The sequence below is a fragment of the Bdellovibrio bacteriovorus genome, from assembly GCF_041888015.1.
Taxonomy (GTDB): domain Bacteria; phylum Bdellovibrionota; class Bdellovibrionia; order Bdellovibrionales; family Bdellovibrionaceae; genus Bdellovibrio.
On record NZ_CP168968.1, the window covers coordinates 359,647 to 386,585 of the forward strand.

Annotated in this window: 24 protein-coding genes; 9 read left to right on the top strand and 15 right to left on the bottom strand. The window is 46.6% G+C overall.

Annotated features, from left to right (window positions below):
* Positions 1-29: 29 nt before the first annotated feature.
* Positions 30-1,181 carry a hypothetical protein gene (locus ACES2G_RS01830; RefSeq protein WP_347359192.1) on the top strand — a complete coding sequence of 384 codons (1,152 nt, stop codon included), beginning with the start codon at positions 30-32 and terminating at the stop codon, positions 1,179-1,181.
* On the opposite strand, the gene ACES2G_RS01835 is transcribed toward ACES2G_RS01830, so the two are convergent.
* From ACES2G_RS01835 to ACES2G_RS01880, 10 genes are read right to left on the bottom strand one after another with little or no spacing between them, the layout of a single operon-like run.
* A complete protein-coding gene (locus tag ACES2G_RS01835; protein WP_347359191.1) occupies positions 1,165-2,433 on the bottom strand; it encodes a hypothetical protein in 1,269 nt (422 codons plus the stop codon). The two genes, ACES2G_RS01830 and ACES2G_RS01835, sit on opposite strands and share 17 nt — an antisense overlap.
* Positions 2,430-3,497, bottom strand: a complete 1,068-nt coding sequence (locus ACES2G_RS01840; protein WP_374001149.1) for a hypothetical protein — start codon at positions 3,495-3,497, stop codon at positions 2,430-2,432. The genes ACES2G_RS01835 and ACES2G_RS01840 overlap by 4 nt, the downstream gene beginning before the upstream one ends.
* Positions 3,494-4,234: an outer membrane beta-barrel domain-containing protein gene (locus tag ACES2G_RS01845; RefSeq protein ID WP_347359189.1), complete on the bottom strand. Its 741-nt coding sequence runs from the start codon at positions 4,232-4,234 to the stop codon at positions 3,494-3,496. The genes ACES2G_RS01840 and ACES2G_RS01845 overlap by 4 nt, the downstream gene beginning before the upstream one ends.
* Entirely contained in the window at positions 4,234-5,277 is a 1,044-nt protein-coding gene (locus ACES2G_RS01850; protein WP_347359188.1) for a hypothetical protein, read from the bottom strand. Before ACES2G_RS01850 ends, ACES2G_RS01845 begins: the two co-directional genes overlap by 1 nt.
* 12 nt (positions 5,278-5,289) lie before the next feature.
* Positions 5,290-6,522, bottom strand: a complete 1,233-nt coding sequence (locus tag ACES2G_RS01855) for a TonB family protein (RefSeq protein WP_374001151.1) — start codon at positions 6,520-6,522, stop codon at positions 5,290-5,292.
* Positions 6,523-6,530: 8 nt separating this feature from the next.
* Positions 6,531-6,812, bottom strand: a complete 282-nt coding sequence (locus ACES2G_RS01860) for a hypothetical protein (RefSeq protein ID WP_262554450.1) — start codon at positions 6,810-6,812, stop codon at positions 6,531-6,533.
* Positions 6,809-9,769 (bottom strand): hypothetical protein, encoded by a 2,961-nt coding sequence (locus tag ACES2G_RS01865; protein WP_374001152.1) that lies wholly within the window; start codon positions 9,767-9,769, stop codon positions 6,809-6,811. Before ACES2G_RS01865 ends, ACES2G_RS01860 begins: the two co-directional genes overlap by 4 nt.
* Entirely contained in the window at positions 9,766-10,263 is a 498-nt protein-coding gene (locus ACES2G_RS01870; RefSeq protein ID WP_374001153.1) for an ExbD/TolR family protein, read from the bottom strand. Before ACES2G_RS01870 ends, ACES2G_RS01865 begins: the two co-directional genes overlap by 4 nt.
* Positions 10,264-10,268: 5 nt before the next feature.
* On the bottom strand, positions 10,269-10,718 hold the full coding sequence (locus ACES2G_RS01875) for a biopolymer transporter ExbD (RefSeq protein WP_347359694.1): 450 nt from the start codon (positions 10,716-10,718) through the stop codon (positions 10,269-10,271).
* A complete protein-coding gene (locus ACES2G_RS01880) occupies positions 10,715-11,395 on the bottom strand; it encodes a MotA/TolQ/ExbB proton channel family protein (protein ID WP_374001154.1) in 681 nt (226 codons plus the stop codon). Before ACES2G_RS01880 ends, ACES2G_RS01875 begins: the two co-directional genes overlap by 4 nt.
* 266 nt (positions 11,396-11,661) lie before the next feature.
* Between ACES2G_RS01880 and ACES2G_RS01885 the strand changes: the two genes are divergently transcribed.
* Entirely contained in the window at positions 11,662-12,762 is a 1,101-nt protein-coding gene (locus ACES2G_RS01885; protein WP_374001156.1) for a hypothetical protein, read from the top strand.
* Between the two features lie 46 nt (positions 12,763-12,808).
* Here the strand turns inward: ACES2G_RS01885 and ACES2G_RS01890 are convergent, their stop codons facing one another.
* Genes ACES2G_RS01890 through rnr form a run of 3 tightly spaced genes read right to left on the bottom strand, consistent with a single transcriptional unit; the run spans position 12,809 to position 17,702 of the window.
* Positions 12,809-13,579 (bottom strand): LysR family transcriptional regulator, encoded by a 771-nt coding sequence (locus ACES2G_RS01890; protein ID WP_374001157.1) that lies wholly within the window; start codon positions 13,577-13,579, stop codon positions 12,809-12,811.
* Positions 13,580-13,591: 12 nt separating this feature from the next.
* Entirely contained in the window at positions 13,592-15,091 is a 1,500-nt protein-coding gene (locus ACES2G_RS01895; RefSeq protein ID WP_374001158.1) for an ABC1 kinase family protein, read from the bottom strand.
* A 49-nt stretch (positions 15,092-15,140) separates the two neighbouring features.
* On the bottom strand, positions 15,141-17,702 hold the full coding sequence (rnr, locus tag ACES2G_RS01900) for a ribonuclease R (RefSeq protein WP_374001159.1): 2,562 nt from the start codon (positions 17,700-17,702) through the stop codon (positions 15,141-15,143).
* Positions 17,703-18,018: 316 nt separating this feature from the next.
* On the opposite strand from rnr, the gene ACES2G_RS01905 reads away from it, so the two are divergent.
* On the top strand, positions 18,019-18,333 hold the full coding sequence (locus tag ACES2G_RS01905) for a BrnT family toxin (protein WP_347359246.1): 315 nt from the start codon (positions 18,019-18,021) through the stop codon (positions 18,331-18,333).
* On the top strand, positions 18,305-18,574 hold the full coding sequence (locus tag ACES2G_RS01910) for a BrnA antitoxin family protein (RefSeq protein ID WP_347359247.1): 270 nt from the start codon (positions 18,305-18,307) through the stop codon (positions 18,572-18,574). Before ACES2G_RS01905 ends, ACES2G_RS01910 begins: the two co-directional genes overlap by 29 nt.
* Before the next feature lie 10 nt (positions 18,575-18,584).
* Here ACES2G_RS01910 and ACES2G_RS01915 read toward each other — a convergent pair whose 3' ends face one another.
* Positions 18,585-19,490 carry a Fic family protein gene (locus ACES2G_RS01915; RefSeq protein WP_374001160.1) on the bottom strand — a complete coding sequence of 302 codons (906 nt, stop codon included), beginning with the start codon at positions 19,488-19,490 and terminating at the stop codon, positions 18,585-18,587.
* Between the two features lie 278 nt (positions 19,491-19,768).
* On the opposite strand from ACES2G_RS01915, the gene ACES2G_RS01920 reads away from it, so the two are divergent.
* Positions 19,769-20,734, top strand: a complete 966-nt coding sequence (locus tag ACES2G_RS01920; protein ID WP_374001161.1) for a hypothetical protein — start codon at positions 19,769-19,771, stop codon at positions 20,732-20,734.
* On the top strand, positions 20,734-21,495 hold the full coding sequence (locus ACES2G_RS01925; RefSeq protein WP_374001162.1) for a hypothetical protein: 762 nt from the start codon (positions 20,734-20,736) through the stop codon (positions 21,493-21,495). The genes ACES2G_RS01920 and ACES2G_RS01925 overlap by 1 nt, the downstream gene beginning before the upstream one ends.
* 41 nt (positions 21,496-21,536) lie before the next feature.
* Here ACES2G_RS01925 and ACES2G_RS01930 read toward each other — a convergent pair whose 3' ends face one another.
* A complete protein-coding gene (locus ACES2G_RS01930) occupies positions 21,537-22,607 on the bottom strand; it encodes an outer membrane beta-barrel protein (RefSeq protein WP_374001163.1) in 1,071 nt (356 codons plus the stop codon).
* A gap of 502 nt (positions 22,608-23,109) precedes the next feature.
* Here ACES2G_RS01930 and ACES2G_RS01935 point away from each other — a divergent pair.
* From ACES2G_RS01935 to ACES2G_RS01945, 3 genes are all read left to right on the top strand, one after another.
* Complete coding sequence (locus ACES2G_RS01935) at positions 23,110-24,171, top strand: hypothetical protein (RefSeq protein ID WP_374001164.1); 1,062 nt, start codon at positions 23,110-23,112, stop codon at positions 24,169-24,171.
* Between the two features lie 709 nt (positions 24,172-24,880).
* Positions 24,881-25,897 carry a hypothetical protein gene (locus ACES2G_RS01940; RefSeq protein ID WP_374001166.1) on the top strand — a complete coding sequence of 339 codons (1,017 nt, stop codon included), beginning with the start codon at positions 24,881-24,883 and terminating at the stop codon, positions 25,895-25,897.
* A gap of 34 nt (positions 25,898-25,931) precedes the next feature.
* On the top strand, positions 25,932-26,858 hold the full coding sequence (locus ACES2G_RS01945; protein WP_347359254.1) for a hypothetical protein: 927 nt from the start codon (positions 25,932-25,934) through the stop codon (positions 26,856-26,858).
* Positions 26,859-26,939: the final 81 nt, after the last annotated feature.

Consider the following 26,939-nt stretch of genomic DNA (forward strand, 5'->3'; position numbering starts at 1 on the left):
AGCCTTTCCGCAAGGCACCTACAAAGTCTATGAAATTCATTGCGGCTCTTCTTTGCAGTATGGCTCTTCAGGCTCAAGCAGCCTGGGATTTAAATGACGTTTCCTATCTGATGCCTTTGCCCAACAAAGCTGGCGAAGATTCGCTGCTGAAGCTGGAAAGCCCCGCCCGCGGTGGAGCTTTGTTGCCTCTTTCTTTTGTAAACCAGATTCCCGTATTGGCCATTGATCACAACCGGGAGGAGATCAACAACACTTTGCGAGTCATCGGTGTTCGCATTGATCCGTGCTTCCCGCTTCCAACTCCGCAATCTTGTCAGCGTCAGATCCGGTTGGTGTGGCAGCCGGTGGAGCTGTCCCGTCGTGATGAGGTCGAGTCCGTGGATGCAGCCTTGCATAGCTTCTATGTTTTACAGGATTGGGAATTTGCCAACCTTTTAAAGGAACTGGCAGCCTGGAAAAAGAAGTACGCTGTGAACACGGCCTACTTGCCATTGCAGGTTCATCCGGCTTGGAAGGAACAAGGGGATGCAGCTCCGGCTTTGACTGAATTCAATAAGATCATTTTGAAGTATGCGGGTGCGGGGAACTTCACTCGTGTAACGGCAATGGTTTTGCGTGGGAATGCCGACATGTGGGCTTTTGCGGGCTTTGAGCCGACAGAAAGTGGAAAGTTGCAGATGTTGCGTGTGCCTCGCTTGGGGGACCGCATGGCGCAGTCTTTTATTAATCTGGCAGTACCTCGGGATCACTTTGCCGGCGGGGGGATTGCTCCATCACCCAAAGGTCCTGACACTTTCAATAATTTGGCAGGCGAATCCATTCGATTGGATGAGCCGGGGACGGAAGAGCTGATTCGCAAAGAAGCGCGCGCCGCTTTCCGCGTGGAAAATCCCAAGAACTTCACACCAGAAAACATGGACTGTGTCAGTTGTCATGTGGCTCAGCCAGCGATTCAATGGGTTTTGAATAAACGGCCGGAATTGAAGGTCGATCAGCTTTGGGCTGGTGAAATCTACGCGAACGCGAAATACAATCTAAGCAACACAAGCCCTGAGGTCTGGAACACCCAGCAGATCAGAGCTTTTGGTTATTTCGGAAAAAACGTGGCGATCAGCCAAAGAATGATCAACGAGTCCGCCGAGGTGGCGGATCTGATCAATAGAATTACTGCGCAAGAGTAAGAGGAATCAAATCCACCGCGAAGCGGGCGTTTTCCTGGTACTTGTACTCGATGTCGCCACCCAGGCGCACAGAGTTGTTTTCCGGATCATAAGCCCAACCGCCCGCAACTTTATTCGGGATGATTTGACCACGACCGGCATTGAGTTCTGCAGGTGTACCGTAACGAACGCGGACCTGTAAAACACCGTTATCAACACGAGGACGTTGGCTTAGGAAGATTTCTTTCGCCAAAGTTTTTTTAGTGATATCAGAGCCGATACGAGCCAGGTCATCACCAAAATTTTTGTTCACAATGCCCACAATATACTTGGACTTAATGCTTTCTTTGGAGCCTTTTTCTTCGTTGGCCAGAACAATCAGTTCTTCCAGTTTTTCCGGACCGAAGCCTGTGCAAGTGCCGTTATTTTTCGGTGTCTTCTGAGTCATGTCAAAGCACTGAGGATTGTATTTCGAGTGAATGCGCAAAGCCCAGTCTTTGTGTTCGTCAGAATCGGAGGCTTTTACAAGCACGCCGTAAACTGAAAGCTTGTTGGCCTTGCCACCTTTGAAATCCAAAAGTGTGCGGGCCATTTGTTCTGTGCTGATGCGGGAGTTTTTGATCTCATCAGCGTCCGTCAGGAAGACCACAACCAATTGAGCATTTGGTCGGAAGAAGCCTTCGTTCACATCACCACGACCGGATTTCTCCAAAGCCGCAGTCAGTGGGGCAAAGAACTCTTCATGTTCAGGACCACCTTGCTCATAAGGAGCCACTCCAACGTTCAAAGAGGAAGCCAGAATGCTTTTTTCCTTCTTTGTTACATAACGCTTGTTGTAGGACTGACCTTTGGAATCCTTGATGTAGCGCAGTTCACCCATTTGGAAGGAATCTTTATTGGCTTTGACAAAACGTTCGGTGCTGTCCCAAGTCGTGATTACGCCAATGTGATAATCGATCATGGCGTTCTTGTTGATGCCCGTGGTGAAACGATCCAGGTTGCGCAAAAGGTTTTCCTGGGCGGACTTCATACTTTCAGAGTTGTCAGTCACGAACAGAATGTCCACCTGCGGGTTGAAATCCAACTGACTCTGACCGCCGTCTTCGGTGATCCACGTGAACTTTTGTTCTTCTACGTGTTCATACTGCGGGATTTCCACAGGAGCCGGAGCGACTTCCGGTTGTTGGGCCATAATACCGCTGGATTCCGGGCTGCAGGCTGCAACCAGCATCAAAGCAGAAGCATAAATGCAAAGGGCAATGAGTTGTTTCACATTTTCCTCCTGATGTTCTGAGGGCAGGTTTTGGCCGCCACGTCGTACTTATCAAGCTCATCAATCCAAGGACGACCATCATCCATGAAGACCAACTGATCTTCACCGGTCTTGTTGAAGTCGCCTTTAGAGTAAAGCTCTTGGGCCAATTTCATGTCGGTATGAATTCTATGGATCGCTTCCACTTCAATCAGATTCAACTTCTGAACGATGCGGAAGTTGGCTTCGGATTCGTCTTTCGCCAGTTGCTTCATGCGATTTTTAAGTTTCGCGAAGCTTTCCTGCTGAATTTTGGAAACCTGGGATTGCAACGTTGGCTGAGTATTGCGGTCTTTTAGGATCGCCAAAGCCTTTTCAGAAACTTTGAAACGCAACATTTCTTTCTGAAGATCCAGATCTTTATAGTAAAGAACCGGCAAAGTCAGAAGAGATTCAGCCACGTCAGAAGCCTTAAGTGGGAAGTTCACAGTTCTAGAAAGAACTTTGGCAAAGGATTCGTTCATACCGGTTTCTGCCAGCTTTTGAACTTCCAGAACGCGGTTCTTTTGTCTTTCTTTAAAAGCTTCGTGAGTTTCAAAGACACCTTTGTAATCACAGATTTTAAGCTGGGTCAGAGAGCGCAGGAAGTAAGCTTCCGAGTTCACGACTTCGCCAAACTGCGGGCTGATCAGAGTTTTCGTTTGTGCCAGTGCTTTTTCGGCGTCATTTTTACGGAAATAAGCCCAGCCTTTTTCCTCAATAGCTTCAAACCAATAGTCGCTGCCTTTAGGGATTTGATTGTAAAGCTTCAGGGATTCGTCAAATTGACCTTTAGAGAAAGCCAGGCGGGCTTTCTTCATGGAGTCTTTACCAGTGCAGTCAACACACTTTGGCAACGCTTCTTTTTCAAGAGCTTTGAAGTCCAAAAGCTTCAACGTTGCTGCGTTGTCTTTTGCAGAAAGCGCCTTTTCAAAAGACTGGCTCCAGTCCTTGAGAACAAGGCTCTCTGCAGCGCCAGCGACAGACGCTGTCCCCAGCAAAGACGCAATCAAAATGTTCTTAAGGAACAAGTTGCGGGAGATCATAAAATGAATCCAATTCCCAGAGAGCCAACCACAGTATCCAATGTTCTGGAGCCTGTTACGGGTTGATCTTTATAAGTTTGGTATCTCATCTCGGCACGGGCAGAGATATTTTTTGTGATCCACGCACCCACACCAGCACCCGCCGTCATCAGGCTGGTTGTGCCGCTGGAAAGAGTCATCTGACCGCCACCAGCAAGAAGGTAAAGATCAAACTGAGTTACACCCATATCCAGGAAGCTGGTTTTACCGTAGATTGGATACCAGTTCACAACGGCGATGGCTGCGTTTTCCGGATAGTCGATATCAACTGCATATGCACGGCCACCGGCTTCGTAGTTCTTCTGAGCTTGGTCAAAGATACGTTTGCCTTCATCAGTCAGGTTGTTACCGAAATCATAGTAACGAAGACCCAAAGACCAACGGGGAGTGATGTGATAGTCCGCTGCCACACCCAGAGCTTGCGTTTTTACGTAAGAGTCACCACCGAAAGTGCTGCCGTAAGAAAGACCGAACTCAATGCGGTTGCGTCTTTCAACGATTCGGTCCTGAACAATGCGTGTGCGCGTTTGAGATTTGATGTTCTGAGCCATCTCCATCAATTCCTGGTTTCCACCCAAAGAATCAATGTCGTCAGCCAATGTGGCTTTTTTTGCAGAAGCTTTGCCAGCTGCCATCGCAGGTGTTGCCATAAAGGCTGCAGCGATAACAGAAAGGGAAAGAAGCTTAAGTGTTTTCATTATTGGGCTCCTTGGGAAGCCTGCTCAGGTGCAAAGCGGATCTTTAACTGAGTCAGGGATTCTGGAGTTGACAGTCCATTTGGACCATAAACTTTAAAGCTAAGGCGAACACGCACCCCATTAGCATTCACCATGAATGTCCCATCTTTCGCCAGTTGCGGTTGGACAGTGATCTTCTTTGTGTCGAAGACCAACTTGAACTTCCAGCGAGAGTCCCCAAGGTATTCAGGATCTTTTTGTTTTGAATCAGCAATAACGTGACGGGAACCATCCAGCTCCAGGAAGTCATTACCGGCTGTGTAGCTAACACCGTCATAACTGACCACAAGGCGTGGTTTCTGTTGGCTGCGGCCATCGATGCCTGGCACCTTCACTGTGACGGTGAAAACAGTCTCAAGACCTTGCATCACTTCAGCGCCCAGACCTTCCACTTTCAATTCAGCAGGAGCTTCCTGGTTTTTGAACACGAACAAAGTCGTTTCTTTTTCACGCACCAAGCCTTTAAGTTTATCTGCATTCTGGCTGGTCGCAGAAACAACCTCTGCGATGAACTTAACATTGACGGCTTTCATGTTCGCTGTGGAAGCCACAGTGTAAAGAGCCGGATTGTATTTCAGGATATAAAGGTCTTTTTCCTTTTCGGAAGCTTCAAGTGTCGCACCTTCAGGCAGACCTTGCGCTGTCAGCTTGATTTGAACGCCCGGAACAAGGACACGAGCGTAAACTTTGAAAGAGGACTCCTGACCTTCATTGAAAGTCATTTGAGCATCCGGAGTGATGACGATGAATTTTTCGTCAACTGTGGATTCTTCTTTAACCACCACTTTTGGTTTTTCAACCACAACAGTGTTGGTGATTTCGCGTGGTTTGTCCGGACCGTGAGTGATTACGTCTTTAGAGTGCTTTCTCAAAGTGTCCAGATCAAAGGACTCACCAGTCGTGGCATTTTTGCTTTCTGGAACCGGATTTTTCTTCCAGTCACCACAGCCGGATAGGACCAGAGTGACAGGGAGAGCTAAAAGAGTTGTTTTAAGAAAGTTCATATTCTACCTCGCTTAGCGGCTGCTCACGCGCATAAGTTCAAATGGGTAAAGAACGTCAACATTTACATTTCCAACAGGACGCGGGAACTGCCATGATTTCATTCTCTGCAACATGCAGTTTTCAACCATGCGAGACCCCAGGGAAGACTGAGCCACTTTTGCCATGGTGATTCTTCCCGCCGGACCGATCACAAAGTCCACCGCCACGCGACCACCGATGGATGGTTGGGCCTGAAGACCTTTTTCATAACAGTAAATGATCTGACCTTTGTTTTTATTGATAACCGCGATGATTTGGTCACGGTCCAAACCGCCTTCAACAGTGGCTTCTTCATCTAGCGGCAAGCTGACAGCAGAAGTGCCGCCGACCAAAGAGATCTTGCCATAACCCGCACGACCGCCACCAACACCTTTGGTGCCGTAACCGCCAGCGCTTTGAGCACGACCACTGCCTTCACCAGCAGAACCCGCGATCAGACCGTTTCCAGGAAGGTAGCCTTTAATGCCACCGCGACCTGCGGAACCGACACCGCCACCACCGCTGCCAACGCCGGCAGAACGGATGGCTTTCATGGAGTTGTTGTCCAGACCCTCATAACCACGAGTACCTTTTGGAGTGCCACCCAAAGCCGCCAATGCACCCATACGGTTGACGTCTTTGGCTTTGGCAGTATTCACCTTGTAAGGTTTTGTTTTCAACTTGGCTTGAGCTTTAGGTCTATAGACTTTATTGGTTTGTTTGATTTTAGTCTGAGAAACCTTCACGTGAGCGCGAGGTTCCTGAACCTTCTGAGCTGGCTCTTCTTTAGGCAGAACAATCGTCACCAAAGTGGGCTCTTCTTTTTTAGAGAAGTAAGAAGCCCAGATCCAAGTGCCCATCATCAGGCTCAGAACCGCCGCGATGTGAGCCAAAGTGGTCTTTTTCAGGACCATCTTCAATTGTTCGTCATCTTGATCTTCAGAAAGCTGATAAGTAGGGCTGTTTGCAGGCATACCGTTGGCTGCCAAACGCAGATGCCCCAGGCCTTCCAAAGCAACGCCTTGTTCATTCATCTGGGAAAGATCGATTGTCTGCAATAGACTGTATTCGATCTCGTTGGATTCCAGAGTTTGAAGATTGGAAACCACCTCAATACGGCGACTGTCTTGCAAGTACACGATATTGAGAGATTCAGAGTCCACAGCAAAGGTGCGGACTTTTTGTCCTAGCCTATTTTCAAGAATTAACAGCTTTGCAGTACTCATATTCAATCCTAGTTTCTTTTCTCGTCTTGGTCGATTTTGTCATCGAACCGGTTTCTACCACCCAGCAGATCCTCAAGAAGTTTGTCGTTCTCGACGGTTGCTTTGGTGTTTAACGAACTTTGGTACTTACCTCTGAGGGCACTGCCATCAAATTTGAACGAGGTGCCGAGTTTGGGCCTATGGCTTTGCTCTTTTTTCACCTTATTCGCTCCTGTCGCCTTTTGAGACGCGGAAGCTGGTACCGCTAGTAGAGATAGCAAAAGGGGGGCCAGAAAAATCACCTGTTTCATAGGCTTTTTCCTCTCTGAATTTGATTTAAACGGGCTTCCAGGTAAGACGGCATCAGGGGGTGGCCCATTTTTGTCTCTAGGTATTTCAGGTTTTCAAGGTCACGAACATTGGACGGGTTTTCAGACACGGATTTACGTGCGGAAACCAGGTCTTTGCTTGTGAAAGATGAGCTGCCCAAGGCATCAGAAACGGCCGTTTTCATGCGGCCCCGGCCTGGAAGCTCTTCAAGAATTTGCATTTCGCGCACCAGAAGCTTTTGAACTTCGGGGCGAGCTTGCTTGTAGTCGTTGGCAAGTTGAGCCAAAGCAGGGGATGTCGCCCACAATTCATCCATTTTCTGGCGGGCTGTTTTAGCTTTTACCAGATAAGGTTTGGAACGACCCTTCAGGATTTCCACGTATTGTCTCTGTTCTGCCGGGCTCAGGCCTTTTGGCATTGGCAAAGCCGCCAGATCACGCACCAGTCGGTCGTTTTCAGAAGCCACGATGTTGAGCATGATCAATTGAGCTGTGATATCTTTCAGCGCCACAGATTCGCTCAAAAGTTTATCCGCTTTCGCAGTCAGGCCCATACGCTCTTGAATGGATTTTTGCACAGTACGATCGTTTTTCGCATTCAACTGATGACGAGCAATCGTTGGATGGAATTGACCCACTTTGTTGTAGAAATCCTGCTTTTGGAAGAACTGAGCTGCCGATTTACGACGAAGCTCTTTCATCTCGAACACGGATTTCAAACCGTTTTTATCCATAGTACGGGCATAAACCAGCAAAGCTGTTTCATTCAGAAGATCCGGTTTCGCCTTCAGTTCTTTGGATTGAGCTTTGAGCTCTTTCACTGGGTTGGAAGACAGCAGAACCAGGCGAGATCTCATCACCAAGGAGCGGTCGCCTTTGAGGCCCGCTTTCAAAGCTGCTTTGTAATGTCTTTCCGGATTCATGTCAGCCAGATCGGCCAAGGTACCCAGGCGGAACTCGCGGTCTTTTTCAGACATTTTTGAGTTTTGAACCTGGGATGCCATACGATAAGCATTTTTGAAATCCAAATGCTTTTCGTAGTGAGCGGCCAATTGCTCGCGCAATTCATCTTTGCGAGAAGCCGGTACTTCAGGCATTGCAATTTGTGCCAGCATCGCCTGAACATAAGTGGAGTCTTCACCCGTCTTTTTAGCCAAAACAGCAATGTTGTTATAGAACAAAATCTTCTCGTCAGCTTTGGCGCCAGACACGTCTGTTGTCAGAACCTTCTTAAGAAGTTTTGAATTCTCAGAAGATGAAGACTTTGGATTATTGGCAACGGCCGCCACTTGATTCATCAGGGCTTTACGAGCCAAGGCCGCAAACTCTGTTTTGTGAGCAGGGAACTTTTCAGAGTATTCCCAGGCCCATTTCTGTAAGACTTCTTCATCTTTCAACTGGGCCGCAGCATCCAAGGATAGATCCGCTGCTTTTTTACGAAGATCTGCGTTGCCCTTTTTGTCCAAAGCCAGATCGTTGAACGCCAGTGCGGCCTCTTTCAGATTCTTTTCCTGATAGCTCAGGTAGGCCAACTGATAGCGAACTTCGAAGGCCTTCGCATCGTCGTCAGTGTATTTCAAGAAATGAAGATATGCCTCACGACGAAGTTTCAAGTCCTGGGACTTTTCTGCAGCGGACACTTCGTTTGCCAAAGCAGCTTCGCGTTCTTTTTTAGAGAAAGAGCGGCTTTCACTGATGCTGCGATAGATCTGGATTGCCAATGGATATTTCGCCATGTCCATAGCGATCTGGGAACCACGGTTGGCCATTTCGATATCAGAAGGGAAAGTCTTATTGTAGATCAAGTAAGCGTTCATCAGATCCTGATCCGGCTTCAACTTCTTGGAGCGGTGAAGTTCTGTTACATAACGCTTCATGGTTTTTTGCAACTCTTCGCACTTGGATTCTTCACAGCCGGTATTTTTGAAAGCCGCCGCTGCCTTGGCGAAGTCTTGTGTGGATTGAGTTGTTTGGCCGCGGTCGTAATTGACTTGCGCCATACGAACAAAGGCTTCCAGACGTTCTTCTTTTGTCAGATCCGGTTGTTCCAGATAGCGATTCAGAATTTTGTGAGCCGCTTGTTTTTGACCCAAACGATCCGCTTCAGAAGCGAAATGGAACATCAGCTCTTTACGGTTTTGAGTCGGAGCCAACGTCTCGAATTCAACGATTTCCTTGTCGGTGATCGCTTTACGGGAATAGAACGTCGCCAGGTCTCTCATGATGTCAGCATGGAAGACAGGGTCGTACTTAGAGCCCTCTTCCGTATCACGCGTGATCAGGTGCTTGTTCTTCAGAAGGTTTTCCATGATCCCAATGGCAGAAGAAAGCTTTTCTTCATTGAAATCACACCAAGCCATGTTGTAAGTGACCAAGGCGCGGTTTTCCAATTTATCGTCTTTAAGAGCGATTACGTAGTTCTTGCGGGCCTCCACGAATTTGTTCTTTTGGAAAAGAAGATCGCCCAAAGCGGCGTGAGAACGGGATACGATAGCAGGATTGATTTTCTTCGCTTTGGCTTCTTTGATGATTTGTTCAAACAGGCGAATGGCATTGTCGTTTTGGCCGGCCATTTCATACAGGTGGGCCAATTGGAACAGGATCGGACCATGTTCATTGATGCGAACCTGACGAAGTAATTCTTCGTAAATTCCAATGGCTTTTTGACGGTCGGCTTTGGAGCCTTTGCAACCGTCGCAGTTTGCTTCCACTTCCAGCATGAAGCGGTCACGGGCACGTTCAGCCAACAGATCGGCCAAACGCTGCTGTGTCGGAACCCAGGAAGGATCTTCCTTGCCAATGGCAGAAAGGACTCGTTCCATCTTCTGGATGACCAAGTCCTGAGTTCCGGAGTTCATCTTGTCGGCATGTGCAAGACGAACATTCAATACTCCGAGGCAAACAACACTGAGAATGGTAAGTCGTCTTAGATTTTTCATTTTCCTGGCACCACTGCAAATTTAAGTTTCTCGATACCGGCCAAGGAACCCGCTTTGATTAAAGGATCCAGCTCGGCGTATCTCATTTCTGTATCCGCCTGAATCATCAACTCCAGGTCTTTTTCTTCGGAGTTCTTTTTGATTTCGGCCAGCTTGTCCGTCAGATCACGGGCTGCGATACGCTTGTCATCCAAAAAGTAATTGCCTTTTTCGATGCGCAGGATTGGAGCCACTTTTTCGACACCCTGACTGTGATTGGCCATCGGAAGGCTGATGCGGGATGGAACTTGGGTTTCCATGCCGCTGTTTTGTGTCCCAATCAGCAGATAGATCACGATGATCGAAAACGCATCGATCAACGAAGTCAAAGGCAGCGCCAACGCCAGGTCACGGCGAAGCGGGCTTTGTTTTTTGCCACCACCACTCAAGGCCAGGGCCTCTTTCATCGGTGAGCGTTTGGATGTGGAAGTTTCCAAAAAGGATGTCTTTTTCATAGTTCCTACCCCAGCGGGGACAAGCCCACGCCTTCAAAGGCACTTTGTTTAAGGTGATCCATCACACGGATAACGTCTCCGTAGGATGTGTTCGCCTCAGGACGTACAACACTTGTTTTAAGATCTGGATACTGATCGCGAAGCGCTTTGAGTTTGCCTTCCAACGCATCCCAATTCACACCTTTGGTTGATTTGGTAATGCGGGATTCAAGCACTTTGGCTTGAGGAAGATCACGCAAGGAGAGTTGAACGCCACCGTCAGCAGCCATCGTCACCCACAATGAAGGGGGATTCTTGGCGCCGGCTGTGGAGTTGTCTCCAATGGCCTGCTTTGTATCCAAAGTCCCAATCTGAACAAATACCGCCGTCAACAACAGGAAACAGATCAGGACGGAAAGGATATCCAGAATGGGAAGGATGTTAATTTCAAAGTTCAACTCTTTCTTCTGGCTCATACAAGAGATCTTTCTTTCTTGTTAGATACCGGTGCGTAGTGGAAGCCCAACTGGATGAACAAGTTCAAGGCTGCTTTGTTCAGATCTTCTGTCAAACGGGAAGCACGGTTTTGCAGAACCGCGTACATGATCAACGCCGGAACAGCAACCAATAGACCGTAAGCCGTTGTATTCATCGCCAAAGAGATACCATTGGAAAGGATCGCCGCTTTTTCAACCGGATTGGCATTTGCGATACCCGCGAAAGAGTGGATCAAACCAGTGATCGTACCCAATAGACCAATCAAGGTCGCTACGTTGGCAAACATCGCCAGGAAGCCGATACGCTTTTCGATGCGAGTGTTTTCCTCAAGAAGGATTTCGTCCATCTTAAGCTGAATCTCTTCTTTACCGCCCATATCAATAGCGGCCTGAATACCAGCAGATGCAACAACACCCAATGGTTCTTTGGCGCTCAATTGCAAAGAACGACGAAGAGCTTTGTCCAAGTTACCGCTTTTAATGTCTTCAGCGATCGCTTTGGATAGATCTTTTTGATTAATCTTGCGATTTACGAAAAGCGCGATAGAGCGCTCAGCGATAATCGCTACAGAAACCACCTGAGCAGCCAAAATAGCCCACATCCAGAAAGCATCTGCAGAAGTAAAACCACGACCAAGTGACAATAGGAATTCCATAAGAGTCCTCCGTTAAAAGAATCCGGAAGACATATGAGCAAGGGGGGTGCCAGAGCCCAGCGTCTCATTACGAGGCTTTGAGAAAGAGACCTGTGCATTATTTAGCCATCAGTGACGTTTTATGGCGTCACCTCGTCCCTAAGCTGGACCTACATCTTGCAAGCGCGGTGGGCCTGGACTTCTCTTGAACATTCTTGAGTTAGATTCACTTATTTGTCGCCTTACACTCTAGTTTTAACCCATTAAATACAAGGAGTGTATTTTCAATGAAGGCGACGATTCTTAAAGCAACTGCGGTTGCAACCACATTGGTTTCCTTTGCAGCTTGTTCTGGTGGTGGAGGCGGCGGCGGTGGCGGCTCCACAGGTGGTGGTTTTGGTTCAGCAATATCGGCCCAATTTATTGATGCACCGGTAAAGGGCCTAACTTTTACGACATCGTCGAACTCAACTGGCAAGACAGGATCACAGGGGAAATTTACTTGTAAACGTGGTGAAATCGTCAACTTTTCATTAAAAGGCCTTAAGCTTGGTCAAGCGGCCTGTGGCGAAAAGATTTTTGTTCATGATTTATTTGCACCCGTGGGCGTAAGTGGGCATACGTGGTCTCAAGCTGCGTCCGTGATTCAATCTTTTTCTACTGGCACATCAGAGCTTGATCTTACGGCGGCGAATTCTTCTGCATTGGATTTAAGTTCTTTAGTTTATGGCGGTGGCTTTGATACTACTGTGGGAAATAAAGTAACCGAAGCGGCTATCTCCGGGACTGAACATAAAAATATTGCAGACGCGGCTACGGCTGCCGATCTTTCTTTGGTAGAGCATGGTGAGGTTGATTCAACTTTTGCAGCATTCTTAGATGGCTTGATTGCTGAGCAAGGCGGACAATTTGTGCTTAAGGCCTCTCTTTCTTCTGGCACGATGGTTAGTAATGAAGAGTTCTGCTCTAAAAAAGTGGATACATTGAAGCAAGTAAGCAGCTCGACAGTCTCTGGAAAGAAAATTTACACTTTGTCCACAGTGCGCGCGATTAGTTACGATGAAGCCAGCGAAGCGAATTCCGACGTTACTTGCAGTAGCGTCACCCCGACTGATTGTAAAGCAGTTGAAGCAGCCATGGTGCCGAATAGTAAAATTATTTCTGGTCCAAAATTTGATGTGGCTGCTGCCGCAACAATTAACGACTATCTGGAAGTCCCCGGCTTAAATGTTTCTAGCTACACTGTCGTTTCTTTAGTTGCGACTGCCGCAGTAGATGACGTGAAGGTAAGTGGAACATTCTACAATGAGCTGACCGTTTTAGCTAAGCCAAGTGAAGTGCCATTGTCAGTAGGACAAAAAATAAAATGTCTCTACAAAATTGATTAAATTTGAAAGACAGAATTCAAAAAAGGCCGGTTCACCCGGCCTTTTTTTAGTCTTCGATGGCGGCGGTGATATTTTTCCACAGCAAAGGGTTTAATAACTCGGAACCGATCATCATGACGGGTTCGGCGTCTTTGGCACGGCCGCGCTTGGCTTCTGTTGGCATATGGCCTGTTCCGCCGTTTTGTTCAAACCACGAGCGACGAATCGACAATGAGTTTGAAACAAACAGGTGAGGGAACTGTTCAAGTTCCTTTTTGTTGGCTCGACCATATTCAAACGTACTCAGAACACAAAACTTATCCGAGGAATTGATAGACTCCAGACGCTGGAATCCCAGTTCCATCAAGTATTTAAACTTCTGTCGGCCCGGTTGTTTTGATGTGAAGATAAGATCCAGATTTCCGGACAGGAAGTTGGCTTCCAGTTCGTTCAAATCAAGAATATCCAGAGTGATCTTCTTGACTCCGACTTCTTCGAAACACAAGCGTGAAGCATTGAGGGCAAAATCGGACAGACCTTCCAGTGTCCCGATATGTAATTCGCCAACCATCTGGTTGTTGCTGATACTTTGTAGTTCTGAGACCAGGCGATGACTGGACTTTTCAAAGATTTCAGAAAGCTGAAAGGCCACGTTGGTCCAACCGGATTTTCTTTTTGCCGAACGATCCAAAAGAACGATTTTCAGCTCGTCTTCGATCTTGGCAATAATGCGGGAAAGCTGAGGCTGGCTCAGGCCCACATGCAGGGCCGCTGCGGATAGATTTTTGAAGTTCACAGCTTTTGCCAGTACGCTCAGCTCATAATACAACTGTTGCATCAAGTCTCCGCATCAAGGTTTTCTGATATAATTTAAAAAGGCCAGCATGCCCAGCAGGGCCGCCATGACATAGCCAACAAAGCTCATAGTCGGCATGCCCATGATATGGCTTCCGGTCGGGTGAACAAAGATAAACGAGGAGCTCAGGATCAAGGCAGCAATGATCACCGCCAAGAACAACAGATTGGAAGAGCTTTCCACAGACCTTTTGAGTTCTTTGATTTCCCCAACATGCAATCGGAAGGCATGATCCGGGCTGTTCACTTTGCGCAGGAAGAAATTCAACTGACGTGGCAAAGAGTTCAGGAAGTTTTTGGATTCCCGAGCCATCTGAGACATTTCGTTGATCAGTTTGTCCGGTCCGAAGTGTGTTTTTGCAAGTTCTCCGGCAAATTCCAGGGAATACTGAAGGAAATCGAAATCCTTGTGAATCTTACGGCCCATGCCCTCAATGGCCACGATCGACTTGAAGAACAGCATCAGATCGGTTGGGACATGAATATGGTGACGAGCCGCGATTCCCGAAGAGCGCATCAGGACTTTACCCAGATTGACGTTTTTCAGGGTCAATCCAAAGTAAGGAGCGATAAGCTCGCGCAAATCCTTGGCGAAGATATCGACGTTCACGCGGTCAGTAAATGGAGCGAGGTCCACATACTCATAAGCCAAGCGTTCGTAGTCTTCACGGGACAAGGCCAGAAGCATATTGGCAATTGAAGCTTGCGTGCGGGAATTTAGGCGACCCACAACTCCAAAGTCGATAAGACCGATTTTATTTTCTGGAAGAACAAAGAAGTTTCCAGCGTGCAGATCTCCATGGAAAAGGCCATCGTGGAAGACCATCTTAAGGTAGGCCTTCAGACCTCGGCGAATGACTTCTTCCGGGTTGATGCCTGCTTGCAGCAACGAAGCTTCCTGGCTTAAAGGGACACCCGGCAGGGCCTCCATAACCAGAACGCGTTCAGTGGTCAGCTCCAGATAGACTTTGGGGATCTTGATATTTTCATCACCGGCAAAGTTCCCTTGAAAACGACGGATATTGTTGGCTTCAACTACAAAATTGGTTTCAAGTTCCAAGGTGCGGAAGTATTCATCCACGATGCCAACGGGATTGTAGGATCTGGTTTCGGGAATATAAGTAACCAGCAGATCTGCCAGCAGGTAAAGCACATTCAGGTCATCGTTGATCGTTTGGATAATGCCGGGACGTTGAACCTTGATGACAACATCTTCACCGGTGCTTAAGCGGGCACGGTGTACTTGTGCGATGCTGGCCGAGCCCAAAGGCTCTTTGTCGATGGATTCAAACTTTTGATAAAGGGTGTTGCCGAACTCTTCGCGAAGAACCGTTTCGACGGTTTCAAAAGAGATGGATTGGACGCGGTCATGCAGCTTTTCAAATTCCGCGACATATTCTTCAGGGACAAGATCGGGACGGGTCGCGAGCAACTGTCCCAGCTTTACGAACGAGGGGCCCAGCTCTTCAAAGCTCATCCGCATACGCTCTGGCATTGAGAGGTCCTCAACGTCAGAGCTTGCGTTTAATCTTTGAATAATGAATTTACCGAGTTTTACCTTTTCCGCGACCTGATGAAAGCCGTGCTTTGCGAACACCCCCACGATCGTTCTGAGTCTTGCCGCGTTTTTTAGAGTCTTTCCGATCTGGCGTCCGGTGCTTAAGGCTGTCACTATTCTTCTCCGAATTGTCGTCATTATCTCGGAGTTTAGATTGTTCGGCAAACATCAATTTTTTACTGAGCTTTGGTTTGTCCGAAGCGTCCCCATTGGCTTGTTCGCGGTATCTCTCTGGACCAAGGATCATCTCGAGTAAAGTCTTGTCTGGACCACGCTTTTCTTCATCGTCCAACTGGCGTGGTTTCAGATTGTATTGCTTTTCAACCTTGCGCAGTTTTTCAGAACTTCCCTCGGGAGCATCTTTACGAACATCGCCGAAGAATCTTGATTTTCCGTGTTCCTGAGGCTTGGCTTTTTGCTTAGAGTGATCAGGTGCTGGCTTGCCATGTTTTCTGTCGTGTTCGCGATCTGGACGGCCTTTGCGCTCAGAGCGATCTGCGTGACGTTCTTCATGGCGTTCTTTACCACGGGCAATATGATCTTTTGGTCGTTTTTGTGCGTGCAGTTTTTTAAGAACAGCGGCAGCTGATCTTTCCGCAGAAGTCTGTTCGCCTTCATGCTCTTCTTTTTCCAGACCAGCCAGGGCAAAGTTGATTTGTCCCTGCTCAGGATCAGCGGCAACCACCTGAATGCGGATGCTGTCACCAATGTTATAAGCGAAGCCCGAGCGTTTTGCGACCAAGCGAAGGTTTTCTTCATCAAATTCGAAGCGATCTCCACCTAAATCATCCAGACGAACCAAGCCGTCAATATCGTATTCACGCAAAAGAACGAAGACGCCGAATTTCGCCACAGAGCTGATCATGCCATCAAACTCCTGCCCCACGAATTTTTCCATGAAGCGGGCCTTTTTGATGGACTGAACCTGACGTTCAGCTTTCACAGAGCGCTGTTCCGCTGCGGAAAGGATCGTTCCGGCTGTGGAAAGGTCATCTTCGTTCATCAGGCGATAGCGGGAATTTGGCATCACTTGGTTTTTCAACAAGCGATGTACAATCAAATCTGGGTAACGGCGGATCGGAGAGGTGAAGTGAGTATAGAACTCAAAGCCCAAGCCAAAGTGACCGACGTTGTTCATGCTGTATTTGGCCTGACTCATGGATCGCAAGGTCAGGATATTCAAGATCTGGGATTCGGGACGGCCTTCAAACTCTTCCAAAGCTTTGGTCAGGCGCTTTTGCAGCTTTCCTGTTCCCAGTTTGGTTTTTCCGCCGAAGTTCTCCAGATATTTTTCCAGAGTGCGAATCGCCATTTCATTCGGCGGTTCGTGGATACGGTAAAGGGCGGGGATTTCACGGCTTGCCAGGAATTTTCCAACAGCCACGTTCGCTGCCAACATCATCTCTTCAATTAAACGATGCGAGAACAGACGTTCAGATCTTTGAATGTCCACCGGAACCCCGGCGCCATCAATAACCAGTTCCGTTTCCGGAATTTCAAGGTCCAGCGAGCCTTCTTTGAAGCGTTTTGCCATCAGGATCTTCGCCAGATCGTAAAGTCTGAGAATATGCTCTTTAACGTGCTGGTGCTTTTCGATGGTGTTGCCGTCGATCATTTCCTGCGCTTCACCGTAGGTTACGCGGGCTTTGCTTTCCATGACTCCCTCATAGAAGTCGGATTTCACCAATTCGCCGGTGAAGTCAAAAAGCATTTCGGCGACCAGGCACAGGCGTGGCACGTGAGGATTCAAAGAACAAAGTCCGTTGCTCAGAACCTCTGGCAGCATGGGCACGACATAGTTCGGGAAGTACACGGAAGTTCCGCGTTCATAAGCATCTTTGTCTATGGCAGTTCCGATTTTCACATAGTGGCTGACATCGGCGATGGCAACATAAAGACGGAAGCCTTCATTGGTCATTTCAACATAGACGGCATCGTCAAAGTCTTTGGCAGTGGCACCGTCAATCGTGATTAAAGCTTTATCGCGCAGATCGCGACGACCCTGGAAGTCTTTTTCTTCCGGCACTTCGCCAAAATGTTCAGCTTCTTCCAGTGTGGCTTTTGAAAATTCCAGAGGAATATTGTTCGCACGAATCACGCGTTTGATGTCGGTCAAGGGGTCCAGAGCATTACCGATGATTTCGGTCACTTTGCCAGTGAAGGGTTTTCCTTCGTCAGGATAGCTGGTGATTTCCGCAGCGACCAATTCTTTGTCTTTGGCGCCCATGGAATCTTCTATTTTGATTTTTAGGTCCTGGCCCCAGCCTTTTCCTTCGTCACGAAGGGCGCCGGTACGTTCATTCATTTTATAAAAACGGCCCACTACGGTTTTGGTTCCGCGTGATAGAACACGCACCAGCTCACCACGGAAACGCTCACCGCCTTTTTCCGGGAAAACTTCGATGGCCACTTTGTCGTTGGTCATGATGCCTTCCATGGAATGGCGAGGAATATAAACGTCGGGGTGTTCTTTGTCTTCGGGGATAAAAAAACCAAATCCGTCAGGATGTCTTTTGATGGTGCCGTTGAGGATTTTCTTTTTTTGCATTGTCAGGCTGTATTTCCTTTTATTTGAGATTATCACAAGTTAGGCAGGCGAAAAGGAGAATCTTTATGCGACAAAAGCTGCCGCCGAAGTTCTGTTAATGTCAGCAATTACTTGTGATTGAACAGATTAGTTATGACTCTCTGAGATCTTGTAAGAGGTCAGAGAAAAGAGAGGTACTTCATATATAACTGATTTCTTTTCATAACACAAATCTCGAAATTGTCCGCTAGCCGTATTTCTTAAGTGGCCGAATATATTTAGCTAATTCCTAAAGATGGTGCCGCCCTTGCAGCCTTCTTGGCTAAAGGGTCAATTTATGGTATATACTGAAATAGAAGGGTTTGAATGGGATATGAGGAAGGCCCAAACAAACTTTGAAAAACACCGGATTAGATTTGAGGAGGCAATTAAGGCCTTTGACGATCCCTACGCGTTAATTGATGAAAACTTAAAAAGACAGGTGGGCTCAGAAAGCCGTGCTGTTTTAATCGGTGAGGCGGACGGCCGCATTGTTGTTGTGGTGGTTTTTACCCTGCGAAAAAGAGGGAAATCACTGAGAGTCATAAGCGCGAGACGTGCCAGTAAAAAGGAAAGAAGACTTTATGAAGAAGCAAAAAGAATTTCGTTTTGATAAAGCCCGCCGGGTTAGTGCTAAGGAAACGGAAGCGTTCAAGAGAGCTATTGAAGCTACTCTGGGAGTTAAAAGACCGGCGCGTGGACGTCCTGTAAAGGCGGCTAATGAAAAGTTTCAGCCTATTTCAATCAGGCTGCATCCGATGGTTATTGCTTGGGCGAAGAAAGAGGGAAAGCGTCGTGGGGTTGGCTATCAAACTATTATAAATGAAGTCTTAATGGCCAAGGTTGCTGCATAGCAAGGGGGGGCTATTTAAGGCGAGGAGTGGTTGCTTTGTAGGTTGCTTGTGCCTTTTCTCCGGTAATGGTGACTTTATTTTCCTTAACCGCAAGGGCAAGATCCCGACTTGCTGTAGCAGTTGAGATTTCTGGGAAAAGCTCTAGGTATTTTTTTCGACTAAAAGAGTTCTCCCTAAAGTGTTCAAGAGCAAAGTGAATTCGGTCAGTACTATTTGCTTTTTGCGGGCGCTGTGCGGACTTAAAATGTTTAAGGGCAATAAGAATGATCTCAAGTGAAAACTCCAGAAAGGCAGTGGAGTCTCCAGCCTTATCGGATTTTTCTAAGACCGAATAGTATTGCATCTGCTTTTCATGGATAAGTGTTTCTGTGGAAATATACTCAAATACCGGGGAGTGTTGCATAAGGAGCAATTGCTGCCAGAGCCTTCCCATGCGACCGTTGCCGTCTTCAAAGGGATGAATAAATTCAAGCTCATAGTGAAACACGCAAGCTTTGATTATGGCGGAAGTTTCTCGGTCCTCTTTGAGAAACTTAAACAGTTCTCCCATTAAATGAGGAACTTGCTTTGCCGGAGGAGCTACATGACTTACATGAGTGCCCTTAAGAATACCAACCTGTCCAGTTCGATATTTGCCGGCATTTTTAACTAGACCTTGCATAAGCAGCTTGTGGGCTTTGAGAAGGTGTTTTTCCTGATTTGGATTGAAGGAGCTGAGGGAATCATAAACCTGAAGCGCATTTTGCACTTCCATAATCTGCTTTTTAGGGCCCAGAACCCTTTTCTTTTCCAGGATGGCGGTTATTTGTTCTCCGGTGAGTTCATTGCCCTCTATGGCCAAGCTATGCTGCACTGTCTGAATTTTATTTTCTTTTCTGAACTTTACCGATGGCTTACCTACACTATAGCCCTTCATTTCCCCTATGAGTTCATGGATTTTTGTCGTGAGAGAAAGGACTTTTGAGGTAATTTTAAATGGGGGATGAGTCATACGGTGATAGTATCATTTGATACTATCACCGTAAAGGATATCCCCAAATTATTCATGCCCAGACCCTATTAATACCTGCCGGACTTAATGCCCGAATCACCATTTTTAATAAAAATTTATAAGTAAAATCAATTATTTACCATGTTTACCATATTATTTACATTTACATGGTAACAATAGTATTTATAAGTTAACATGTCTCTATGGAGACAGCTCGAATTAACACCCTTTTGGGGGACTTGATATCCTTTAAAATAGTAACAATTACTCCTAATGTGGAAATTCCAAAGGGGATTCCTCATCTTGTCTTGAAGAGCTATCGACTAACAACAGCCAATATTCAGGGGCTGGCATTTATCTTAGCTGAAGCCGCTTCTGATGAAGTTGAAATTAAAAAAATATTGCTACATCAAGATATTTTGAAAAAGGCAGCGGCAAAACCCGTCATGTTTATATTCAATGAATTAAAGTCTTATCAGCAGAAAGCTCTGATGGGTCACAAAGTAAATTATGTCGATATGCGGGGAAATATTTTTTTGCCGGATGCTTTGTTAGCAGTTCGGGCTGCAAATGAAAAAGCGGTGGCATTTCCTGCGAAGCTAAGTTTACGAGGTAAAGCGGCAATTATTAGATATCTTGTTGTGGGTGATATTCAGGGGAAAACAGTCAGTGACTTCGCAGATTTCTTTGCGATTTCCAAAGTGCATGCCAGTCGTTTGGTTGAGGAACTTAGAACGTTTGAGTTGATTAAAATAAATAGAGAAGGTGTCAGTAAGCATGTCCATTTTTTACCCAAGCGCGAATTGTGGAACCAAGCTAAAGGTCTTCTGGGAAGTCCGGTAATCGCGCGTATATATTTGAACAGGAAAACCTTCGGAGCAAAACTTGCGGGGTATTCTGCCCTAGGACATCTAACGATGCTGGATGGCGGAATGGTTCAAACTCAGGCGATCGGCAAGAAAGACTTTTCCAAGATCGAGGCGCAGCTAAAAGCAGTTCCAAAAGAGTTGGCGCAATACTGTCTTGAAGTATGGGAGTGGGACCCCAATGCGATATCCGAAGGTAGTACCGTTGATCCGATTTCCCTCTATCTAAGTATGCAAGATAGTCACGATGATCGTACGCAAATTGCTCTTAAAGAACTTCTTAAAACCGTATTGGGGGATTAGTGGTTCATGGTTTAGAGCATTTCACGAAGAGGCTGGCCGCTTTTCGTGAGCATTACGTTATTGTTGGCGGTGTTGCTGGAAATTTGCTGATGTCGGGATTGGGAGTCTCCTTCCGGGCTACGAAAGATCTGGATATCGTCGTTTTCATGAAGCCTGATCCTGCCTTTCTTAAGAACTTGGCAGATTATATTAAAGACGGAGAGTTCGAGAATAGAGAGAAGTCAGCAGGAGTGGCTCAGTACTATCGTTTTAACAAGCCTAAAAATCCAGAGTTTCCCAAGCAGATTGAGTTGTTTTCAAAAAAACCTGAAGATTTAGAACTATTTGATGAGCAACATATCATCCCTTTGCAGAAGATTGAAATGGGAGATCAGTTCTCTGGTATTCTGCTGGAGGATGACTACTATGACTTAATTCAGGCGAATGCGATTGATGGAGACCACTGTAATTTTATTAGTGCAGTCGCACAGATTCCATTAAAGGCACGGGCTTTTAACGAGCTCAGAGAACGCCGTGAAGGTGGCCATAAGGTGGATGGAGATGATATCAGAAAGCATCGCAACGATATTCTATTGCTCTCCCAGGCACTTCCGGCTGGTGAGTCACTGAAGATTTCAGGTCTTCCCTTGGTGCATCTTAGAACGTATTTGGATGAAATGTCGGGCTTGGTGAAAGATGCAGGTGTACTTGGATTCTGCCGAAGTCAAAAAATTGGGTCAGTTGAAGAGGCGCTAAGAATTATCGAAGGATTTTATTTTTAGATGGAAAATGGAGGGAAAATCCCTCCATTCCAGTCAGTTGCTTAGAAGTGAGCCAATGCGCCCAAAGTGATGACGTTGGCAGTGTCTGTAGGGGCTCCATCGCTATCTACAAAAACTTTCTCGTCAGCTTTGTCCATGCGGTACTCAACATAAAGATTCAGGTTTTCGTTAAGAACGATTTTGTCACCAATAGTCAGTGAATCCACCTTCTCGCCTGTGCCATAGTTCAAGGTGCTTGCTCCGCGGACCATCTCATAACGAAGAGCCAAGTTATTCATGCCTAGACCATAGGTGATCAAAGCCGTGCTTGCATCTGCCCAGTGAGTTCCAGAGCCATCAGGTTTTGTGGTGTAGGAGTCATAGATCAAAGCTGCCAACATGTTTTCTGTAATTTGGTAAGATGCCCATACGCTGGAAGCAGACTTTTCAACTTTTGTAGCGCCTGGCTTGTCGGTACCCAAGTAGTATCCAGCAAACCATGTGAAGTCGCCAGCGATCTTGCCAGTGAAAGAAAGCTCTGTTGTTTTGGTTGGAGTATAGTCTTCACCGAAAGCGCCATATTGTGCTTGATTGTAGGTGGAAAGAGTTCCAGTTAACCAGTCGCCAGCAACGTACTTTGCACGCAAACCTTCACCATAGCCAGGAACGATGCTTTGGTAAGCGATAGTCGTGGTGTAGAAAGCATTTTCATACTTCATAAGTGATTCGTAGCCCATTGTTGTCAGGAAGCGGCCAAATCCAACGTAAAGGTTCTGCATTGGTTTGTAGAAGATTTCTGCCTGCTCTAGCGCGCCGAAGTTATTGGTGGAAGATTTGGCATTTGTGGGTGTTGCTGGGGTATCGACTTCGGAGATGTATGGTGTAGGCGAGTACGCCAAACGAGTCAGGAAGTAGATTTGATCTGTTTCTTTGCTGATTAGTACCTGAGCGTTGCGCAAGCGGTAGGTCTCATTGGTTACACCATCGGTATATGGCATGGCAGTGCCTTTGGTGGACAGGAAGTTGAAGTCGAAAGCGACCTCACCGTTCACTGTCAGGCCAGAGATTTCAACAGCTTGCGCACTGAAACCGCACAAAATTAATAAACCCGCGACTAGTACATTCTTTTTCAAAGTAGCTCCTTATATATAGTGTGAATGTTACGGATACCGAAAGATGGTAAGACCTAGGTCCAGCTGTGTAACGTAAAAACATTGTAAAGCTAGACCTTGATCTAGCATGACATGGCGAATTTGAAATTTCGCGTCAATTGTCATTTCTTAAATCTTTTTTGGACCTCAAACCGTGTTCTATTGTCCACCGGACCTTTGGCGCTCCTCAAAAAAAGGCCCTTTTGATATCTCCACCAAACCCGCTGCTGGCGCGAGTTTGAGTGGAATAATTGTTCTAAAAAAGTAGATTCTGCCGCACTGGTGTATGGTCGCAGATTGATGTGTTCGGAAGGTCACAAGTTGAATCGCGTTGATGAAGTTTTAAGCGTGATGAAAACGTACCGAAAATTTTTGTTGTTGATCTTGGGCTAGGTCCTCATTAGCATTTTTTGTGTACTCGATTAAAACTTTTAATGGATTTAAAAGAAATCATACGATTGCAACGAAACGAAAGGATGCAACAATGAAAAAACTTTTAGTAGTAGCAGCTTTGGTAACAGCAGCAGCTCCAGCAGCAATGGCTTCTAAAGCACGCGTAGAGGCTTTGAACAATTCCCGTCACGTTTTGGATTTCCAAAGCGCATTTGACAGACCTTACCAGTTCTTGGCTCTTTCTGAGCAAGCAACTATCGAGTGGGGTGATAAAGGTGCAGCTGCAGTAGATCCACATGCTGAAGGTGGCTTCGTAAAACGTCACGGTGACGATACTGCATTCGGTGTTTATTTCGGTCGTCGCTCTGCAGACTTCTCTGAGGCTGTACAGTACGCTAGAACAACTGGTGGTCTTGCGAATATTATCGATGAACAAAATGGTTTGAATCTGTTCTACGCTGGTAAAATGTCAGAGTGGACTTACGGTGTTACTTTGAAGTACTCTAACGGTAAAGATGATTCTGTTGACGCAAAATCTTCTTCTTCTGGTTTGGCACTTGGTGTGACAAACGGTACTTGGGATGTTGACTTGGTTCAAGGTTTGAGCGCTAAATCTGAAGTTGGTTCTGATGGCGTTGAATCTAAAGGTTTGACTAGCTTGACAGTTGGTTATCACATGTCTCCAGAGATGGAAGTTTACGGTAACTTCAAAACTGTAAAAGTTGAAGGTACGGGTGCTTTGTCTGCAGCTAAAATCGAAAAAACTTCTTACAAAGTTGGTATGGTTAACACTTTGGTTAAATCTGACGAAGGTAACTTCTTCTACGGTGTAGAGTTGGCTTCTGCTAAGACAGACAAAGTATCTGAGTCCATGACTCTGCCAGTGTACATGGGTGTTGAAGCTAACGCAGCTTCTTGGTTGGTTCTTCGTGCATCCGTTGCTCAAAACGTGATCCTGAACGAAACTAAAGACATCACTGGTGGCGGTACTGATGGTGACAAGAAAGACCTTGACTCCACAGTTATGGCTGCTGGCGCAGGCTTCAAGTTCGGCAAAAGCATGCTTGATGTTACCTTCAAAGGTGCAGCTGCTGGCGAGTTCAACACGAACACAGACATGTTCTCTCAAGTTGCTTACACTTACACTTTCTAAGACCTAGTCTTAAAAGTTGAGAAGAGAAAGCCCAGGTAACCCCTGGGCTTTTTTTATTTCCTCAAGCTCTTCCTGAGCCCTATAGCCGGCGATTGCAGGCCATAGACTAAGAAGCCCCCTTGATCACAAGCTCGATAAGAGTCTTTCAGATTAGCTTCTGATAATCAGCTCTGTCCTTGGTAGCTATCTTTCTAAGATCGACAGGAGCTTTCAGGGTAATGGCTGTATCCTTTTTTCTGATCTTTAGATCATAAATATCTGCAAATGATTTCCACGTTCCGCTTTCAATCAAGGATGATAGAGCTGAGAAACGAGGCTTCGTCTGAGAGAGATTCTCATCGCTGGTGTAAGTGCCTCGGCACCATTGACATCGATTTGATTCTTATAAAAGGAGAGCCAGGGGCGTATTTCGGAATGTTCGGAATTTCGAAAATGCATTTCTGAAAGAAATTTACACCCCTGAAACAGGGGGGATAAAAAAATATATCGAGGACACGCTTTTGAAAAAATAAAAATTTATCGACCGCCTTGTGACCCGCTGTGGGCAAGGCATTTGCGACGATGATGAAAGAAAGTCGCGGACACAAAATTTGCACGTGAGTCATGCGAATAGAAGTAAAAATCAAAAATAATTGACCATGTTATTCGACGTTTGCTGAAGTTTTTGTGCATAAGCAAAATTTCATAACAACAACATGAGGTTCAATTAATGAAAAAGTTTGTTCTTGTCTCCGCACTATCTTTGGTTGCAGCAACCCCAGCAATGGCTTCTAAGGCCCGCGTTCAAGCTTTGCAGAAGGCAGAGTTCTTGAAAGATTCTCAAACAGTTTTCGAGAATCCAGCGCACGTAAATTCTTTGGGTAAGTACCTGACTTTGGAAATGGGTGGTTCTACAAACACTTCTGCGCCAAAAGCTGAAGGTGGTTTGTTCACTGATGAGTTCGGTGCAAATATGGGTGTTTATGTTGGCCACTTGAGTCCGATCCAACAAAGCCTGCGTGCTGGCGCTCCGGCTTCTGAAGGTCAAAACAATCCGGTAGAAGTTTTCTATGCTAAAGATGGCTGGGGTGCTTCTGTGGCGTTGTCCAACTCTGATGACAAGCCAAATAAAACAAAGGAACAGTACCTGGCGGCTCGCTTCGGTATTGACCGTGACGGCATGGAGTTCGCGGGAACGGTTGAAGCTATCGCAGTTACCGAAAACGCGACAGACAAAACAACAGGCGCTCCTTACGTTACTTTGAACTTCGAGCAAGAGATGGGTACAAACTACTTCTTCAGCAAATTGAACTGGGGTGCGGGTAAATACGAAGCAGCTGCAGGTGATACAGATGTTAAGGACATCGGCGCCGAAGTTGGTATCCTAAGCCGCAAAATCAAAAACGTTTACTATGGTGCTTCTTTGTCTTACGCAAAACGTGAGATCGGCAAAGATATCACAGCTATGAATCTTCCAATCTTCGCAGGCGTTGAGGCTGAGTTGAATTCATGGGCGGTGGTTCGTGCGTCTGTATCACAAAGCTTCTTGCTAAGCAGCACTCAGGACAAAAATCAGGCGGCTTCAGGCGATGAAACTGTTACTAACAAAAACGATACAACTGTTGCTGCTGGTATTGGCCTGAAATACAACAACTTCGCTTTGGATGGCGTTGTAGCTGGCTCTACTACCGGTCAAATCAACGGTAACGACGTTCTTACTCAAGCATCTATCACTTACAACTTCTAATTTCTGAGACGTCAGGCTCGGAAAGGAGTTATGTATGAATAAAAGTATTTTCGCGGTGGCAGGCCTGGGCCTGCTGCTTAATGGATGCGGTGGCGGCGGTGGTGCGTTGACAGCCGCTGGTGGCAGCGTAAATCTGGCGCAGGCGACAGCGATCTTGAACGCTCAAGGCATTAGCACGGTCATGCAAAGTTTGGTGCCGACAGGTGGTTCAGGCAGTCCTGTGACTGTCCCGGCAGCCTTTGTCGGTGTGTTTGACTCTTGCACAAAAAAGAATCCGGATCCTACTGTGGATGACGATGGTGATGGAATTCCGGCACTCTTGGAAGTGAAGTTTAATTGCAATCGTGTAGCTGGGGATCAGCCAGGCTACTTTATGGATAGAGTGGGCTCGTACAAGATTCAGGACTTCAAGGATGCGGCAGGAGCTGAAAATAAGGGGTGGGGCGGAGGATATCGTTATGAATATGACTTCTCCAATTCTTATCTGGCACCGCAGGAGGAATTTACCAACGTCTATGATGGATTCTTTGAAGTAAAGAACACTTCTTCAAAGATGAGTTACAGTACGGCGTACACTGGTACGGTACGGGGCTTCAACAAAACTCCAGTTTACTTTGAATTCAATTGGAAGTGGCAGAGTCAATGGACCAACACATATATTCCGGAGGACATGAGTCTCCCTTATCAGAAGGGCAGTGCTAAGTTCGACGGTTTCTTTGGTGTTTCCGGTGTGATGGCACCAGATCAGCAAACAGGCAAGCAAACCGAAGTGAAGGTGGTGTTTGCTCTGAAATCCAAGAACCTGAGATATGACCGCTCCTGCACTCATTATTGGAGCGAGGGCAGCATCAGCTATATTGATGGTTCTAATAACGAACTTCGTTACGAGTATACCTGCGGATCGCAGACCGTATACTTCAATGGTGAGGATATTACGAATAATCTTGTTCGCCTAAATTAGCATCCCGGCGTTCAAGGTTTGCAATCGGAACCCCACAGCCCTAAGAAGCTGTGGGGTTTTTTAGCTTTCGGATCGATAAAA